This window comes from Desulfobacterales bacterium, from assembly GCA_034003325.1.
Lineage (GTDB): Bacteria > Desulfobacterota > Desulfobacteria > Desulfobacterales > JAFDDL01 > JAVEYW01.
This window is the reverse complement of record JAVEYW010000012.1, coordinates 12,699-31,652: the sequence shown is the minus strand read 5'-3', so window position 1 is coordinate 31,652 and position 18,954 is coordinate 12,699. Positions and strand designations below refer to the sequence as shown.

The window sequence follows — 18,954 nt, the reverse complement described above, 5'->3', positions numbered from 1 at the left end:
TAATCCCAACCGGCTGGTATGTTGTCCATTATTCCATGCTGCCTTTCAGATAAGCAATAGTTATACCAATCATTAGAATATTTTCAATCTGTTGTTTTTTTAAAGATAACCACTATAGCCCCCCTGCGGCAGTTGGCCAAATGCTGATATTTCGTCAAAAAAATGCTTTCATTTAACCAATTTTTGTTTTAATATTTACGCGCTTGATCGTTATCAACGCACCCCGGAAATAAGATGGCCGAAACATTTCAACTGGGTTCAATAGCGCCGGGGGGCAAATAAACGGATACGGAGCATTCATGACAAATGAACTACCCCGGTTTTCACCGGACCAATGGGATTTTTTGGCCGTCCTGAAGGCCCTGAATACATCCGTGCCGATTGACATTATTGGCACCTTGGTGCCACTCACGCCGGTGCCCCTCTTTGACCTGATTCGACGCGCCACGCAACTTCACATCCTTGAAAAAACGGATAACGATGTCTTTGCCATCACCGCAAAGATTCCGCCGGCGGTCGAAACAAAGCTGCAAGCGATGACCACACCGGTTCAAATATCAAATATTATCGACAAATTGCACAAATTCAACCTGTTGGACAACCTCGACCCGCGCATTATGGTTCAATTATATCTGCAAGCGCAGCGAAGGGAGGAGGCGGATCTTGTTCAATTGTCATTAACGGAAAAGGCCCTTCTTCATCAGGACGCGGATGCCGCAATTAATTTCGCAAACCATCTTCTTGAAACACATCCTTCGCACCCAAAAACCACCGGGACGGGCAATCGGCTGATTTCCATGGTTTTGAAAATTTCAGACCTTGGTTTTGCCAACGGAAAAGGTTTTCCCGACATGCTGCCGCTGCTCCAAAAAACATGCGCCATTTCAGATGCTCTGGGAGATAAACGCTCTCGGGCGCTGTTGGATATGCATATCGGGCGCCTATTTTATTTTTTCGGCAGGCATGTTGAATCGGTTGCATCGCTTTCGGCCGGAAAACAGGCCGCGGAAGCGCTCGGAGACGCGGATATTCTGAACCAGGCAGCCGGTTTTACCGGGCTTTTTCATTATGTTCAAGGGGAATATCGAAAAGCCCTGACATATTTTGAAACCACCGTGGAGCAAACCCGGCTCTCCGAAAACGATATCATCAACCCGTTCGGACCGGTCTTCCTGAGTTTGTCCGCTCTAGCCTTTTACCAGTTTGATCGCGCCTTTACCATGTTGGATATTTTTCATCGAATGGCGGAACAAAAACAACAATTCGGGGCGGCTACCCTTTTGAGGGCCGTTTTGGGATATATTCTGCTAAGGCGCCAAAAAGAAAAAGAAGGAATGACCCATATAGCCATTGCACTGGATCAAGCCGCTGAACAAGGCAATGTGCTCGCAATATATTGGGCCAAGCTGTTTAAGACCTATTATCAATTTTTAAAGGGAAACTTGACGGAAGCCCGAACTACCTTCATGAACGCCTTGAATGATGCCACCACCGGCAATCTTGGGGTGGCATACCCCGCCTTTCCATGGATTCTGGATATGCTCCTTGAATTTGAACGTTACAATATGCCATGTGTGCCCAACTGCGGTTTGGATATCGCCGTCGAATTTTTAATGAATGGACCGAGCATTCCCCTTAAAGGTTATGCGCTGCGAATTCTGGCGAAGCACATCGCCATACAAAAAGGCCCGGTCGATCAAATACAAGCCCACCTTGAAAACAGCATAGAATATATGGCACAAACCGGCTTTAAGGTTGAAATGTCCAAAACGCAAATCGAGATGGCCCGACTGGAACTGTCCAAAGGAAACCGGAATAAAGCACAAGATTATGCGCGGGAGGCCTGGCGGGACCTGCCCGCCTACGCGGAACATTTTTTCCCCGACGATCTTCAGCATTTGATCGAGAATGTTTCCAAAGGCCCGTTTCTTAAAAGTTTTATTTCCCCGGAAGTTGTGTTTAACCGTTTTTCCGATATTCTGGAAAAGTTCGTTCCGGCCTCGGACCTGAAAATATTGCTCAGCCGCATGGTAACGTCCACCAATTGGTTTTTCAGCGCCGAACGGGGAGGATTTTTTTTATTCAAGGGGGACATCAAAAAGGAGAAACCGCAACTCCTGGGCGCGGTCAACCTGACCGAAATAGAGGCCGCCTCGGAAAACTTCAGACCCAGAATAAAACTGATGAGAGACGCCATTCTCACGGACCGCCCCTTTCTCAAAAAGTTGCCGATCGCCGTTGAACAAACCGATCCCGTCAAAATGGTTCCGGTTCTTTGCCTCCCCATCAACTTGGGAGAAGATCGCCGGTGTGTCTTGTATCACGACAATTCCGTTCTTGCAGACTGCTTTGACTTTTTGGATGATCATTCTCTGAGCCTCTTCAAAAATTACCTCGATGGCCTATGCCGTCAAATATGGGATTACTGCCAGACCACCCAGCGTAAACCCAGCCGAATATCCGAGGAAATTATCGACCGGGGAACCCCATTGAAAGAAAACTTTGTCGGCAACAGTCCCGTGTTCTTGAATGCGATCAAAAAAGCCAAGCGCATCGCCGATGCGGATTTCCCCATTTTGATTCAGGGCGAAACCGGCGTGGGCAAAGAAATTATGGCGCGATGGATTCACAACAACAGCCCGCGCCAAAGAGGCCCCTATGTCATTATCGATTCGACGACCATAGCGGAAAATCTTATGGAAAGCGAACTGTTCGGGCATGAAAAGGGCGCCTTCACCGGCGCGGACCGACAGAAACCCGGACGCGTTGAGCTGGCCGGTGATGGCACGTTGTTTCTCGACGAAGTGGGCGAGCTGCCGCTTTCAATTCAAGCGAAACTGCTGCGGGTTCTGGAAGAAAAAACATTTACCCGGGTCGGCGGAAGCCGAGTCCATAAATGTAATTTTCGACTGATTGCCGCCACCAATCGCGATCTTTCCAAAGAGGTTCAGGCCGGTCGATTTCGGCAGGATCTATTCTACCGTCTCAATGTCCTTCCGTTGCAAATCCCCCCCCTGCGAGACAGGAAAGAGGATATTCTTCTGTTGGCGCGACATTTTCTGGAAATCTCATGTAAGCGCCTTAAACGTCAGCAGCCCCCCATTACGCCCATCGATGCCTCGACATTGCTCTCTTATCCTTGGCCCGGCAATATTCGCGAATTAAAAAATATTATTGAAAGAGGCGCGCTGCTATCGGATGACAATCATCTGGAACTGCAATTAGCCGCGACAACCGTTGGCCAACAAGCAGGCCCCTTTGAGGCATTGCCAACGATTTTCGAATTGCAACGCCAATATATCGCCTATGTCCTAAAGACAACCGGCGGACGATTAAGCGGGCCTCGTGGCGCCGCAACTATCCTCGGGTTGAATCGAAGTACGCTCTACTCTCGAATGAGAAAACTGGGGATGTCTTTGGATACAGTTTAAATAAGAGCGCCGATCGCTGATATATCAACACCGCCCCTCCTCCTAAAATTTTTTTTTCTAATATAATCAGATAGAAGAATCTAATAAAGGCGTATGGTATAAATATTGCTTAGACAAAGTGCACGATAGGTAATTTTTCCTGAAAAATTTATGGCGCGGATTTATTGAAAGAAATAATATTGTTAACCGAATAACAGCAAAAAGTGAGGGGATGCAAATGAAAGGTTTGATGATGGAGGTTCCCATGTTATTGTCCGGGCTGATTGACTACGCTGCGGAGTGTCATGGGGAAACGGAAGTGGTCGGTCGGCGATTAGATGGCCAAGTAGAAAGAAGGAATTATCGAACGCTGCGAAAACAAGCAGCCAAGCTCGCCAACGCGCTGATTGATCAAGGCTATGGTCTTGACAGCAGAATGGCCTCTCTTGCATGGAATACGGTAAACCACATAGAGGTTTTTTATGGGGTTTTAGGCATCGGCGCCTCCCTGCATACCCTGAATCCACGGTTATCGGCTGAAAATATTGCCTATATGTCAAACAAAGTCGACAATGAGCTGATCTTTGTGGATGGCGCGACCATAGGCCTTGCCGAACAACTCCAAGACAAGTTGACGAATGTGAAGGGCTGGGTTTTTCTGGATGAAAATGAACCGATGCCGGCAACCACATTGAAAAATATCGTCGTAAAATCCGATCTGGTGAAAACAGCGGCCGAAGACATCGAGTGGCCTCAGTTTGACGAAAGGCAGGCGGCTACCATTTGTTTCACATCGGGAACGACCGGAAAACCCAAAGGCGTTGTTTATTCTCACCGAAGCACAACCTTAAGCGCGATGAACATGACCATGGCCGATATGTACGGGGGGTATATTAATGGGGATTTAATGACCGTTATGCCGATCGCCCCGATTTTCCACGCCAATGGGTGGCAAATGCCGTTTACAGCACCCATGAACGGTCACAAGTTGGTGTTGCCCGGGCGTGATTTTACCGCCAGAGCGCTTATCGATCTGATCAACAACGAGGAAGTGACCATGATCGGCGCCGTTCCCACGTTGTATATGGATCTTTTTTCCAACTTAAAACCGGGTGAAACATTTTCGGCATTAAGAATCGCCTTAATCGCCGGCACACGCGTACCGGACAAATTATTTGAACTTTTTGACCAACATGGAATTGAGGTCGGCCAGCAATGGGGAATGACGGAGACACCGGGCTGCACAAGGGGGACGCTGCCGCCAGGCGTCAACAAACTGCCCAAGCAGGAAAGAGAAATTATACGCCGCAAAAATCAGGGCCGCATTGCCTTTTCCGCGAAGCATCGAATTATTGATGAAAACGGTAACCCGCTGCCTCACGACGGCATTGCCTGTGGTGAAATGCAGGTCAGGGGCAATAACGTGGCGGGTCGTTATCTGGGGCAAAGCGAAGAAGAACAATTTGACTGGCTAAGCACGGGTGATGTCGCGTGTATCTCCCCGGACGGCCGGGTGGAGATCGTGGATCGAACCAAGGACGTCATCAAATCGGGAGGCGAATGGATCAGCACGCAGATACTTGAAAGCGCGGCATCGGATCACCCCGCCGTTGACAGAGTGGCCGTTATCAGTATCCCCCATCCCCGTTTTCAGGAAAGGCCGCTGATGCTCGTCAAACTGAAAGAGAACGCCACTTGTACGCAAGAAGAATTGCTCAATCACCTGAGAACAAAGGTCGAAAGCTGGTGGCTACCGGATCGAATCGAATTCATTGACGATGTGGCGGTCACTTCAACCGGCAAACTCGACAAAATCGAGCTGAGACGTCAATTCACGGGCAGAACGACACAAATGGTGATATAAAAAGACCGCCGGGATTTAGAACCCGGCGACTTTAAGGGATGGTCCGGGGTTCACCCGGACTATCCTTCGAACTTACGGTTGGCTGCCGTGGGCTCGATTTTTTTAAACGGCCTGCTATAGTGCAAAAAAAGGAGGGGGCTTGAAATATAAAAAACTATTTTCGCCGATCACCATCGGAAACATGGAATTGAAGAACAGAATCGTGATGGCGCCCATGGCCACCAATTTTCTATCCTATGGAGAGATAAACCAGCGGTTCATCAGTTTTTATCGAGAACGCGCCAAAGGGGGACCCGGTCTCATCGTCATCTCCATGACCCCTAACCGACTCGATAACAATCCCCCCTTCCCCGGCGTTTATGATGACCGCTTTATATCCGGAATTTCAAAGCTGGCGGCGGCCTGTAAAGAATTCGATGTCAAGGTGGTCGCGCAACTGGTGGTAACCTATAGCTGGGCGTTTCCGGGACGTCCGGTGGAATTTGTCAGCCCGTCGGGCACCACCATAACCAAACGGGTGGATCCTCCGTTTAGACTGGGGGGACCGCTTCCGGGGTGTTCACCCCATCGCCGGCCGTTGAAAGAGGATGAAATCAGGGAGATTATCGAGGATATCGGCGATGCGGCCGGAAGGCTCAGAGAAGCGGGGTTTGACGGCGTTCAATATTTAGCCGCGGCCGGATATCTCGTATCCCAGTTTATCTCGCCCATCACGAATCAAAGAACGGATTCATATGGCGGCAATGTAGAAAATCGAATGCGTTTTCTGACCGATATATTAGCGGATTGTAAACAGAAGGCCGGCGAGGATTGGTCCTATCTGACGCGGATTTCCCCTCAAAAGACCAAATCCGGAATTACTGTAGACGACCTGAAAGAGATCGCGCTCATTCTGCAACAGGCCGGTGTGCACGCCATTGATGCCTTGCCCGGATGGCATGAAGATCCCATCCCCATGATCGCGCCGGCAACCCCTCAGGGCCAGTGGGCTTCCATCGCGCAAGCGCTTAAAGAAACCGTTCAGATTCCCATCGGCGCCGGGACACAGATTCAAGAGCCGGAAATCGCCGAGAGCATATTGGAAGAAGGAAAAGCCGATTATATTTATATGTGCCGCGCCATGATCGCCGAGCCCGATTTTCCCAATTTGGCCAAAGCGGGCAGAACGGATGAGATTCGGCCTTGTATCACCTGCGGGCACTGTCTGGAATCCATTGCGGACAATGTGTGCGTGCATTGTTCGGTGAATCCCGCAGCGGGCCGGGAAGCGGACTATCCGTTTACGCCTGCGCAAAAACCCAAAAAAGTGTTTGTGGTCGGCGGCGGCCCGGCAGGCTTGGAAGCGGCCAAAATTGCGGCTGCCAGAGGGCATCATGTTACCCTCTTTGAAAAAACGGGGCAATTGGGCGGGCAGTTGAACCTGGCCTTTATTCCGCCGCATAAAAAAAGAATCGGGTTATTAGATGCGTATTTGATTCGGGAAGTCGAGCGATCCTCTGTTAACGTGATGCTGAACACCGAATTTACGGTGGAAACCGCCGAGCGGGAACGCCCGGATGTGGTGATTGTCGCGATCGGTTCGGATCCGATCATTCCGCCGATACCCGGCGTTGACCTGAAGCAGGTGGTGACGGCGCTGGATGTTCTGGCGGGAAAGGTGGAAACCGGCCAGAATGTCGTTATCATCGGTGGAGGCGCGGTCGGATGCGAGACGGCCGAATTCCTGAGCATGCAGGGAAAGCTGCCGGTCATTATCGAAATGCTTGATTCCGCGGCCAAAGACGTTTGTAAGATCAACCGATGGCATCTGATATCAAGATTGGCGCAAGCCTGCGTGGGCATCCAATTAAGCGCGAAGGTCGTCGGCATCAGCGACAAAGGTGTTGAAGGCATCCGTCAAGGCAAGAGCGAACTTTTCCCGGCGGATACCGTTGTGCTGGCCGTTGGAATGCGGGGCAACCGGTCGCTGACCCACCTTTTGAGGGGAAAAGTACCGCAAGTCTATTATGTGGGCGATTGTACGGAACCCCGGAAAATGACCCAGGCGCTGACGGAAGGGTTTATGGCAGGCGCAACGGCCTAGTGAATTTCAATCGCAGGATTTCGCCGTGCCATTATTGCAAATAAGGATAGTCCGCGCTGCACGCGGACTATCCTTCTGAACCCACGCGAGCCAACAGGCTTCATGGATTGCTATAGTCTTTACGCAGCATTTTTTTCAGCACCTTGCCCGTCGGGGAAGTCGGCAGTTTTTCCACAAAATCGTAATATTTTGGAATCTTATATCCGCCGATCAAACCGCGGCAATGGGTTATAAGCTCATTTGCCGTCACAACGGCGCCTTCATTTAACACAATCAGCGCCTTGACCGCTTCTCCCCACTTTTCATCCGGCACGCCGATGACCGCCGCCTGTTGAACGGACGGGTGTTTCATCAACGCCTGCTCCACCTCAATCGAATACACATTTTCGCCGCCGGAGATGATCATGTCCTTCGTGCGATCGATGATATAATAAAATCCTTCTTGATCGCAAACGCCGACATCGCCGGTTTTGTACCACCCTTTTTTTAACACCTCTTCAGTCAAAGCGGGCTTATTATAGTACTGTTTGAAAACGGAGGGGACACGCACCCAGAATTCACCGGCCTGGCCGACACCCGCCTCACGTCCGTTAAAAGCCATCAGCTTGACCTCAACATAGGGCAAGGGGCGGCCACAGGATTTCAGTTTTTCCTCATTTTCCAGATCGTGTTCCTCCGGCCGCAATAAGGTCACGCCGCCACCGACTTCCGTTACACCATAAAATTGCATAAAATCGCATTTCATCTCTTTAAGCGCCCGCTTCAGCAGGTTCAAACCGATGGCGCTTCCCGCATAGACAACGAGTTTCAGAGACGAAAAATCCGCTGGGCTGGACTCGGCGGCATTCAGGAGGCCTTCAATCATGATGGGCGCCAGTACGAGCACGGATACCCGATGCTTATGAATCGCATCGAGCATGGAATCGAATCTTACCTCCGGAAGAATGGACACCTTCGTCCCGTTATAGAGTGCACTGATGGAAAAATGCATTCCCAGCAGGTGAAAATTGGGCGCGATAAACAACATGACGTCCTGAGTGGCGTACGTCAACGTCGGCTCTAAATCCAGCAGAAGAAACCAGAAATTCACGCTGCCGAAGGTCAACTCCACTCCTTTGGGAACGCCGGTAGTGCCGGAGGTATATATCTGAAAAGCGGTATCCTCGCTGCTGATCTCAATCATCGGCCTGTCATCGGTGGCGGATTCAAGAAATTGTTCCAGTTCTTTGGGCCGCGGCGTGCTCCAATCAATATAAACCGTTTGAAATTGATGCGCGGATTCGGCTTGAATTTTTTCAATCGTCGCCTTGAACGCAACATCCGCAAAAAGAACGGGAGGCGCCGCGTCCTCGAGAATCACCGTGAGTTCGACGGCGCTGAGGCGCCAATTCAAGGGAGTGAACGTGTGCCCCGCTTTCATAGCGCCGAATAACACATAGAAGTATAATTCGGAGTTCTTGCCGAGAAAAGCGATTCGCGAATGCCCGGAAATCCCTTTTGTCACCAACGCGTTGGCGACGCGATTGCTTTGCCGCTCCAATTCATTGAAGGTAATCGATCGATCCGACAGCAAAAAAACGGTTTCGTCACCTCTGTGTTGGGCGTGATAGGCGGGCACATCCGCCAAGGTTTTTATTTCCGGATAAATCCACATAAAAAATGCCTCCTTTTAAATTCAACAGAATGTGTAAGAATCTTTTGGCCGGTAAGCGATTACCAAAGCGCCTCAATCATAGGCACGCCTCGCCGGGCAATTTGGCCGTCGATTTTTAATCTCATCACCTTTCGTTCAAACGCATGCGGAAGTTAACTCCATATTCATCCGACTCGTTAAATGTGCCAAGCAAGCTATGCCATATTTTTTGTTTTAGCAAAAAGCATACCACCTACCTTTATTTTTGCTAACATAATGTTTTTATATTACTAAATCTTATAGACAGGTGGTCGCACCATGATAGGATGCTGATATATCTTCAATCAACCGCTTTTATTTAATCACTTTTTGACCTATCATCCCACTTGCCGGAGAAGGCAGGCTTAGATTTTTTTTTTGTTGTCTTTAAAAATGGCGAAACCCGACCTGTTAAAATAAAAACGGAAAACGCTGAAATAACAACATTCGCCCGCTCCTCCTCTATTTTTTTTTCTTATAAAAACAATAAATAATATCAACTTTAATCATATGGCATATATATTGCTGATTATTGGTGATTAACACTGAAAAATAACTGTGATTGGCACGGCAGCGCTTAAACACACGAACGATCTAAAGGACATGCTATTATGCGCCTTCCCCATTTTGAATATGAAAAAGCGTCTTCACTTGAACAATGTTTGGACATACTGGAGCAATATGGCGAAGAGGTGATGATTTTGGCTGGCGGAACGGATCTTCTGGTCAATATGAAGTACGGGACTGTTCGCCCCAACAGAATTTTAAGCATCAAAAGCATAGCGGACCTTCAATCTATCGACGAGGACGGGGAAGGAAACGTGAAAATAGGAGCGGGCGCAACACTCTCCGATATCGCCCGGAATCCGATCGTTTCCGAGAAACTTCCCGCCCTTCACGAAGCGGTCCGTTCCATTGCCTCCAAACATATTCGAAATATGGCCTGTATCGGCGGCAATATCTGTCTTCCTCCCAGATGCTGGTACTTTAATCAGTCAAGGCTATGGCGAGAGGCTTTAGGCCCTTGCCATAGGACCCAGGGGACTGTGTGCCACGCCATGCCGGGCGCGAAGCGCTGCCATGCCGTCAATTATTCCGATACGGCGCCGGTACTGATGGCGCTCAATGCACAAGTTCATGTCATGAACAAAAAGCGGGAAAGAGTGATGCCGCTAAGGGAGTTTTACCGCGACAATGGGGCGGCCCATACGGTATTGGCGCCCGATGAAATTCTGACATCCGTGCTCGTGCCGCAGAGCGCTCTGTCAAGGCGGACGGTCTTCATCAAAGTCAGCGATCGAAAGGGACTGGATTTCGCCACCGGCAACATCAGTGTATCGATCAAGAACAAGGGCCAACAGATTACCGAGGTTGCTATCGTCGTCAACTCGGTTACTTCTGCGCCTGTGCGGCTCAATAAAGCGGCGGATCACTTGATGACATTCGGATTTGAGGGAACATCCGTTTCAGGAGCAGGCAAGATCGCCCGGTCCGAGCTCGGACCGGTGACCAATCTTTTCACCTCGGCGGGCACCAAAAGGCGAATCGTCGAAGTGCTGGTAAAACGGGCAGTGGATTGCCTCAAGGCTAATGAAAGGAAGGCCGGAAATTGAAAAAACTGATCACGCTCACCATCAACGGCGAACAGCATGAAGTGGCCGTAAACCCCTGGCAGACACTGGTTGAGGTACTGAGGGATGAGTTGGGACTTATGGGCACGAAAAAAGCCTGCGGCATCGGAACTTGCGGCGCATGTAGTGTTATCCTGAATGGGCAGGCCGTTCTTTCCTGTCTGACACTGGCTGTTGAATGCGAGGCGTGTTCCATCACGACGATAGAAGCAATCGGTGCCGGGAATAACGGGTTGCATCCCATTCAACAGTCCTTCATCGAAAACGGCGCGGTGCAATGTGGCTTTTGTACGCCTGGAATTATCGTGACCGTCAAAGCATTGTTGGATGAAACGCCCAACCCCGATGACAATGAGATACGGGAGGCTTTGTCCGGCAACTTTTGCCGATGCACAGGGCATATCAAAACGGTGGAGGCCGTTAAAAAGGTTGTACAATGCCATGAAGGAGAAAATCGTGGTCAAAAATCATGAAAAATATAGTGTCGTCGGAAAAAGAGTGCCGAAGCAGGATGGGCCTCAAAAAGCGACCGGACGAGCGCAATTTACCGATGATATGGTCTTGCCGGGCATGCTTCATGGTAAAATTATCAGGAGTTCGGTACCAAGGGGGAAAATACGCAGGATCGACACATCGCGCGCCGAGCGACTGATGGGCGTCAAGGCGGTGATTACGCCCAAGGATGCCGTGGGCATTTCGATGCGCAGCGGTGAGCCGTTGCTCTGTAATGACATGACAGTGAATTATATCGGGCAGGAGATCGTAGCGATCGCGGCGATGGATGAAGATACGGCCTGCGAAGCGGCAGAGCTGGTGCGGATAGAATATGAGCCGTTAAAAGCAGTTTTCAGCATTGACGACGCCATTGCGGAAGGGGCGCCGCTGATTCATGCGGGAAAAGCAGGCAACCGCGCCAAGTCGATTGCGATTGACTATGGCGATACGGACCGGGCCTTTTCCGAAGCCGAATATATCAGAAAAGGCGAATACACGGTGAAGCCGTGCCACAATTGTTATGCGGAACATCACGTCGTGATTGCCGACCATTCGGTTTCGGGAAAACTGGAAATATGGACACCCAATCAATCCCCGCTTATTGTGCAACAAGACATGACGAATGCTTTGGGAATTTCAGAGAGCAACGTCCGGGTGCTCAGCCTTCACACGGGCGGCGCCTTTTCCGGCCGGGTCGGCGCCAGAAACCACCATTTCATAGCGGCGATTCTTTCCAGAAAATCATCAAGACCCGTAAAGATCCGTTGCACAGCGGATGAAGAATTCATTGTTTACAAAGGCGGCGGAGAGCAACGTTTCAGCGCCCGCACCGGGGCCATGAAGGACGGCACCTTGAAGGCAATCGAGGGCGAGCTGCTGATTGAGTGCGGCGCGTACCTGGAACCTGTTCTCGTTCAACTGCTTCGAAGATTTACTGAAATATACACCGGGACCGCGTTTTATAAAGTGGATGGCATGCGATTTCGGGCCAACGTCGTGTATACCAATCATCCGCCGCGGAATATGCATCACGGCGCCAGCGCACTCGGCGTTCGGGCGGCGCTTGAAAGCGAGATGGACCTGATCGGGCAACATCTCGGATTGGACCCCGTGGCCATGAGGCTCAAAAATGCAGTGGAAAAAGGGGATAAGACCATCGGCAATATTCACTATGCAAGCTGCGGGTTAAAAACGTGCATCGAAAAAGTTGCAAAGCATTCCGCCTGGAAGAAAAAATATGGAAAGCTTCAGCCCTTTCATGGCATCGGTATCGGATGCGGGGGAATCAACTCCGGTGGAAAGGTGACATTGGATCATGATACCTCCGCCGCTATCATCAAAATCGAAGAAGACGGGAAGGCGACTCTTTTGACCGGAATACCCGACATGGGGCAGGGATCGCATACCGTTATGGCCATGATCGCAGCGGAAACATTGGGAATTTTTCCGGAAGACGTGACGGTCGTTTCCGGGGACACCGATGTGGTTCCACTTGACATCGGGGCATTCAGCCAACGGGGAACCCTCGTCACGGGAAACGCCGTAAAGGCCGCCTGTCTGGATGCGCGGAAACAACTGGCCCGAATCGCTTCCAAAAAACTGGGCGTCAACATGTCTTCACTCTGTTTCCGGAACAGGCTGGTCTACGCCAAGAAAGCGCCCGAAAAGCCGTTATCGTTCGACAGCGTGGTGCATGACGCACTGCATTCGCAGGAGGGCAGATATGTGATGGGAAAGGGCTTTTACAACCCGCCCTCCCCTTCCGGTATGGTGGGAACCCTGGCGGCGACACCGGCATTTTCTTTTGGCGCCCAGATTGCCGAGGTCGAGGTGGATCCCGAAACGGGCACGGTCCGGCTGATCAAAATGACCGTGGCCCATGACGTGGGCCGCGCACTGAACCCGTTGGCGGTGGAAGGCCAAATAGATGGTCAGGTGTTTAGCGGCATGGGACAGACCCTTCATGAGCAGCGGATTCAGGAAAAAGGGCTCGTGTTGAACCCCTCCTTTCTTGAATATAAGCTGCCAAGGCCCTTTGAGGTGCCGGAAATAGAGCGTATTATCGTGGAAACCATTGACCCGTATGGACCTTTCGGCGCCAAAGAAGTGGGAGAGGGACCCATCATGGCGGTTCCGGGCGCCATAGCCGGCGCTGTCAGCAACGCCATCGGTTACCCCATAACGGAATTCCCGATTACTCCGGAAGCCGTATTGCGGGCACTTCGACAAAAAAAGAACCCGAACAAGCGCGCTATGAAAGAATAAATTCCAGGAATAACCGCGTTGGTTTGTTCAGCAACCCGGCCATGCCCCTCTCCGTATAAGAGAGATAAAGCGTTTGACAACCGCCATATCTTATAATATTCGAATTTAGTGGATTATTATCGAGACACAAGCACAACCTATACCCAAATGCAGCAGGCGTTGCACCCAATTTTTGAAAGTTTTGACGCTATTGAAGCGATATACCTTTTCGGCTCAACGGCATCGGGAACCGCGCGAACAGACAGCGATGTCGATATTGCCGTGCGATGTGTGTACGGCACACCGTCCGAACGCTGTTTTGATCTTCGTCGGAGCAACTTGAGATGCCTGACCCCGATGTGATTGAATCCAAACTTAGGTTTCTCAGGGAATACCGTAAAAATCTTCCTGCTTTCAGTTGTTTTTATTCTGAATTCTGGATTCTGCTCCCTGACTACTGAGCAGTTACCGGATATGTAGCAAAACAGGCTCTTTTATCTTTATCCCGCTACGGGAAGATTTTGATAAAAGAGCCTGTTGTTATAAGTTACTGAAACCGCAATGCGGTACTAAAACTCTTCCAGGTCGATCAATTTTGTTTTGAGGATCTTCTGCGCGCAAAGGACTGCCGACGATACCGCGGTATCCATGGCGACGCCCCAGCCGCGTACGGTATCGCCCACGTTGTAGAGTCCGGCCACATTCGGCGCCCTGACGTCCAGCCGTTGCTTCCAGGCGTTGCCCGGAAAGGCCATGCTCGTGTCCGTCGCCAGAATCACGCCGTCCCCCTTCCAGATGATGTCCTCATCCTTGAAATCGGGGAACATGGTCTTGATCTCCCGCCAGAAGCTTCGAATCTCCTTATCGTAGATGGATTTTCGCTCTCGAAGCAAATCCACGTACCAGCGCGGCCATACCGGGCCGTACTGAAAGAGGTGCTGGCCCTGGGGCGCAATGCTCGGCACCCAGTTGGTGGGTTCGCTGAGCCATCTCACGTAGCTGGCGCCCGTGCTGTTGACCTCTTCCATACAGGGAACCAGCACCGCCGTCTTATAAGACATCAGCGGTTTCTTGCTGATGCAGGTGATGCCGGCGCTGGCCCGTGCCGCCAACTGGCTGTGCTCTTCTAAAAAACGCGCCTTATCCACAAACCATCTGGGGAAAAAGTCCCGTGGAATCAGCCGGAAAATATCCCACACCGGCATGTTGCTGATCACGATGGGCGCTTCGAGCTTCAAGACGCCGTCCTTGCTCTCTGCGATCACACCGGTCACCGCCTCTTTGCGCACGGTGATTTCACGCGCCACGCTGTTCAGCAACACCTCACCGCCACCGGCGGTAACCGCCTTGGCAAAGGCCTCGTTGATCAGGTTCAAGGGACCGTCCTTCGGATACACGGACCATGCCTTTTCCTTCAGGGCCAGCTTCAGGCACCGGAGCACTTCACCGGCGGAAAGATTGGAATTAAACTCTTCGGTGATATAAATATTGCCCATCTGCGCGATGAAGTCCTGCACATCCAGGCTGCTGGTATGATCTTTCAGCCAGTCGCCAAAACCGATATAATCCCACTCCTCCATCTCGTCAAAGCTCATCTTTTCCACCAAACGCAAGGTGTCGATCAGCTCCGGCCGGTCTCCTGCCGGAATGTAGTCCCAGGTGGCAAAATCATCGATCTCACCGGGCACTTCATGGAATTTCTTGTTCCGAAAAAGAACGAAATTGGGGTCGAGCGTCTGCAGGGGAATACTCTGTCCGACCAGGTCCAGCAGTTTCACCGCATGGCCGCCCGCGGACAGGCCGTGAAATCCGTATTCGGTTAAAATCCCTTTCAGCGGAAAAGACGTAGCCCTGCCACCGACAATCGGCGCCTTTTCAAGAACCGTTACGTTTTTCCCCCTTGAAGCCAATGCCGCGCCTGCCGCCAGCCCGCCGATCCCGGCACCGATAATAATTACATCACATTTCTTCGCCATTTTATTCTCCTTAAAAATACTTATTACTATACATACTGATAGTTTTGTGATTCTTAGGCCCTTTACCAGAAACATGCACGCTTTTGCGCGCATATTCGCCGAAGGTGAAAGATGGCTTTATGCATCCCAGCATTCCAGCATCCCAGCATCCGGCTTTGCCGGATTAGGCCACGCTTAAATGGATCTGCCGATCAATTCTTTCAATATCTCGGAGGTGCCGCCGTAAAGTCTCATCACCCGCGCATCCCGCCATAACCGGGCAATTTCGTACTCTTCAATATAACCGTACCCGCCGAACAGTTGCAAGCAGCTATCCACGACGTTGCTGCGCAGCTCGGTATGCCAGAGTTTGGCGGCCGCCGCTTGGTGAACGGTTAATTTTTTATCCACCACCGCTTGAATGCAGGCGTCCAAATGCGCCCAGCCGACCTGAAGCTTGCTTTTAATGTCCGCCAGCACAAAGCGCGTGTTTTGAAAATCGATAATGGGTCTGCCAAAGGCTTTTCGCTCTTTGACGTAGGGGACTGTAATGTCATAGGCATGCTGAGCGGCCGCCTGACAGGAAACCGCGATGGTTAACCGCTCCTGAGGCAATTCCTGCATCATATACGCAAACCCGCGGCCTTCCTCCCCCAGCAGATTTTCTGCCGGAACAAAGAGATTATCAAAAAACAGCTCGATGGTATCCACCGATTTATTCCCGATCTTCTCGAGTTTCCGCCCTTTTGTGTAGCCTTCGGCCGAGGCGTCACAAACAAATAAAGAGATTGTATCCGCGCCCCTGCCCGAGCCGGTTCGCGCGGCTACGACGCCGAAATCGCTGCTCAACCCGTTGGTGATAAACGTTTTGGAACCATTCAACAGGTAACCGCCGCTGGTGCGCGTTGCTTTCGTTTTAATCGCTTTTAAATCGCTTCCCGTGTCCGGCTCCGTCATACAGATGCTGCCGATGGCTTCGCCGGTGGCCATTTTGGGTAACCATTGCCGTTTGACCGCTTCGGTGCCGTAATTGTTCACATAATGGGCGACAATATCGCTGTGATTACTGAAAGCCGGACTACATGAACCGACAAATGCCTGTTCTTCCCCGATAATCGCATTGATTTTAAAATCAAGCCCCCCACCGCCGTATTCTTCCGGAATATCCGGCAGCAGGTACCCTTGCGCACCGCAAGCAAGCCAGAATTCACGATCAACAATACCGTTTTTCTCCCACTTATCAAGATTCGGAACCATCTCCCGTTTAAAAAATTCTCTTACACTATCCCGAAAAAGCGCATGATCTTCGTTATAAATACTTCTTTTCAACACGTTGCTAATCCTCCTTGTTTATTCAACAACCACTTTTCCCTCCCTCACGATTCTTCTGCGCGGACCCTCTTCGGGTTTGGCTGATTTTTCCAACACCTCCAATTTATAAGAAAAGGTTCCGGCTTCCTTGAAATTCAAACTGACTGTCTTGCCGTATGTCAAAAAATCGGTGAGAAAACACCCTTCAGCCTCGATAAAACCGGATGCGGACTCGGTCGCAAGAATGCAGGATTTGGAATTTTCATCAAAATTGATGCTCACATTTTCTTTTTCAATCCAACTGACCCAGATCACACAACTATCTTTTGGCACTTTCAATTCACTCGGGTAGAGATAAATTCGGTGCTCTCCGCCGACGGACTCTTTGGCGATTCTGACAATGAAACACTGTGCGGCATTCAACAGACCGGTATGCAATACAAAAAAAGCACAGATCATTATCAATACTAAGGAACGAATCCACTGGGCTCTAAAACCTTTCATCTTTAATTCCCTTCATTTTCCTCTATAGGGTCCTGAACGTTGCGTGCGCCAATTGCCGTTGTAGGGGCAGACCTGTGTGTCTGCCCCCGTGAATCATGGTGCACGCTCCCCGCCAAACCAGGGCGGACACATAGGTCCGCCCCTACGGTGACCGCGACGCCAGCATGTTGTTTTCATTAACAAACCGGTAATGCTCACCAACCGGTTTATCCTTGCTTCATACACTGCCGTGTACTTTACGAAGTGCGGTCTTCAAAATTTTCCCCGCTGGAGACAAGGGAAAACTATCCACGAACTCGATTGATTTTGGTATCTTATAGCCGGCGATCAGACTCCGGCAATGGGTCAGCAGCTCATCCGCCGTCGCGCTTTCCCCTTCCCTCAGTATCACCAGGGCCTTGACCGCTTCCCCCCACTTTTCATGCGGCACACCGATAACCGCCGCATTCTGGACGGCCGAATGTTTTAGCAACGCTTGTTCCACTTCGATGGAGTAAATGTTTTCGCCACCGGAGATAATCATATCCTTGGTTCGATCGACGATATAATAATATCCCGCCTCGTCGCGATACGCCACGTCACCCGTATGGTACCAGCCGTCTTTCAGCACCTCCGCGGTCAACTCCGGTTGCTTGAAATATTGTTTGAATATCGTGGGTACTCTTGCCACGACCTCACCGGGTTTTCCGACCCCAGTTTCCCGCCCGTTAATATCAATCGTCTTTATTTCAACGTAGGGTAGAGCCCGACCGCAGGATTTTAGCTTCTCCACCTTGTTATGGTCTTCGGGCGGCAACAGGGTAAACCCGCCGCCGCTTTCCGTTGAGCCGTAAAACTGCAGAAAATCGCATTTCATCTCTTTAACGGCCCGCGCCAGCAAATCCGGGCTGATGGAAGACCCCGCGTAGAGAATAAATCGCAACGAGTCAAAATCATACGGTTGGCGGTTGGGGGCGTTCAGCAGGCTTTCGATCATGATAGGCGCCAGCGCCAGCGCCGACACCTTGTCCCGCCGAATGGCCTCGATCATCAATTCGATTCTCACCTCCGGCACAACGGACAGTTTACTGCCGTTATATAAGGCCGCCATACCGTAGTTAAGCGCCAGCAGATGGAAATTGGGCGCAACGAACAGCATGACGTCCGACTCCCAAAAGGACAATGAAGGCTCCAGGTCCAACTTGAGGAACCAGAAGGTGTGGGACCCGAAAGTCAGCTCAACGCCTTTTGGCATACCGGTTGTTCCCGAGGTGTATAACTGAATGGACGTGTCCTCCAACTGTATGTTGACTTGCGGCCTGCCGTCATCAACGGATCCGATCCAATTTTCAAGCGCCGTGGAACGCCTGTCCTCTGAATTGAAAAAAACCACCTCAAATTCGTGATCGCAACTCTCTTTTATCTTCTCAATCGTTTCCTTATACTCATAAGTCGCAAATACCAGGGGAATGCCCGCATCCTTGACGACCGCAGCCAGTTCAGCGGGCGCAAGCCGCCAATTCAGCGGAAGAAACGCTTGCCCCGCCTTCATCACGCCGAACCAGATATAAAAAAAGTATTCGGAGTTCTTGCCGATAAAACTGATTCGCGAATATCTGGGAATCTTTCTCTCTATGAGGGCGTTGGCGATACGATTGCTTTCCCGCTCCCATTCCTTATAGGTAATCGATCGGTCGGCCAGCAAAAAAACCTTTTCGCCACCCTTCTGTTTGGCGTAATAAGTGGGCACGTCCGCCAGTGTTTTGATTTCCGGATAAATCCACATAATAAACTGCCTCCCTGATC

The 18,954-nt window shown here is 50.7% G+C and carries 11 protein-coding genes; 6 read left to right on the top strand and 5 right to left on the bottom strand.

What is annotated here, in order from left to right:
* Positions 1-299 precede the first annotated feature (299 nt).
* The 3 genes from RBT11_13530 (at position 300) to RBT11_13520 (ending at position 7,357) form a co-directional block, all read left to right on the top strand.
* Positions 300-3,431 (top strand): sigma-54 dependent transcriptional regulator, encoded by a 3,132-nt coding sequence (locus tag RBT11_13530; GenBank protein MDX9787799.1) that lies wholly within the window; start codon positions 300-302, stop codon positions 3,429-3,431.
* Between the two features lie 217 nt (positions 3,432-3,648).
* Positions 3,649-5,274, top strand: a complete 1,626-nt coding sequence (locus tag RBT11_13525) for an AMP-binding protein (GenBank protein ID MDX9787798.1) — start codon at positions 3,649-3,651, stop codon at positions 5,272-5,274.
* Positions 5,275-5,413: 139 nt separating this feature from the next.
* Positions 5,414-7,357, top strand: a complete 1,944-nt coding sequence (locus tag RBT11_13520) for an FAD-dependent oxidoreductase (protein MDX9787797.1) — start codon at positions 5,414-5,416, stop codon at positions 7,355-7,357.
* A 100-nt stretch (positions 7,358-7,457) separates the two neighbouring features.
* Here RBT11_13520 and RBT11_13515 read toward each other — a convergent pair whose 3' ends face one another.
* Positions 7,458-9,011, bottom strand: a complete 1,554-nt coding sequence (locus tag RBT11_13515) for a long-chain-fatty-acid--CoA ligase (GenBank protein MDX9787796.1) — start codon at positions 9,009-9,011, stop codon at positions 7,458-7,460.
* Positions 9,012-9,640: 629 nt separating this feature from the next.
* Here RBT11_13515 and RBT11_13510 point away from each other — a divergent pair.
* The 3 genes from RBT11_13510 to RBT11_13500 are packed head-to-tail and all read left to right on the top strand — an operon-like array spanning position 9,641 to position 13,420.
* Positions 9,641-10,642 (top strand): xanthine dehydrogenase family protein subunit M, encoded by a 1,002-nt coding sequence (locus RBT11_13510; protein ID MDX9787795.1) that lies wholly within the window; start codon positions 9,641-9,643, stop codon positions 10,640-10,642.
* Complete coding sequence (locus RBT11_13505; GenBank protein MDX9787794.1) at positions 10,639-11,133, top strand: (2Fe-2S)-binding protein; 495 nt, start codon at positions 10,639-10,641, stop codon at positions 11,131-11,133. Before RBT11_13510 ends, RBT11_13505 begins: the two co-directional genes overlap by 4 nt.
* Positions 11,102-13,420 carry a xanthine dehydrogenase family protein molybdopterin-binding subunit gene (locus tag RBT11_13500; protein ID MDX9787793.1) on the top strand — a complete coding sequence of 773 codons (2,319 nt, stop codon included), beginning with the start codon at positions 11,102-11,104 and terminating at the stop codon, positions 13,418-13,420. Before RBT11_13505 ends, RBT11_13500 begins: the two co-directional genes overlap by 32 nt.
* Positions 13,421-13,968: 548 nt before the next feature.
* Here the strand turns inward: RBT11_13500 and RBT11_13495 are convergent.
* The 4 genes from RBT11_13495 to RBT11_13480 form a co-directional block, all read right to left on the bottom strand.
* The gene (locus RBT11_13495) at positions 13,969-15,375 is read right to left on the bottom strand and encodes an FAD-dependent oxidoreductase (GenBank protein MDX9787792.1); all 1,407 of its coding nucleotides are present in this window, start codon (positions 15,373-15,375) and stop codon (positions 13,969-13,971) included.
* Positions 15,376-15,549: 174 nt separating this feature from the next.
* Positions 15,550-16,686: an acyl-CoA dehydrogenase family protein gene (locus RBT11_13490; GenBank protein MDX9787791.1), complete on the bottom strand. Its 1,137-nt coding sequence runs from the start codon at positions 16,684-16,686 to the stop codon at positions 15,550-15,552.
* A gap of 18 nt (positions 16,687-16,704) precedes the next feature.
* Positions 16,705-17,169, bottom strand: coding sequence for a hypothetical protein (locus tag RBT11_13485; GenBank protein MDX9787790.1), 465 nt, complete (start codon positions 17,167-17,169; stop codon positions 16,705-16,707).
* A gap of 217 nt (positions 17,170-17,386) precedes the next feature.
* Positions 17,387-18,934, bottom strand: a complete 1,548-nt coding sequence (locus RBT11_13480; protein MDX9787789.1) for an AMP-binding protein — start codon at positions 18,932-18,934, stop codon at positions 17,387-17,389.
* Between the last annotated feature and the right edge of the window lie 20 nt (positions 18,935-18,954).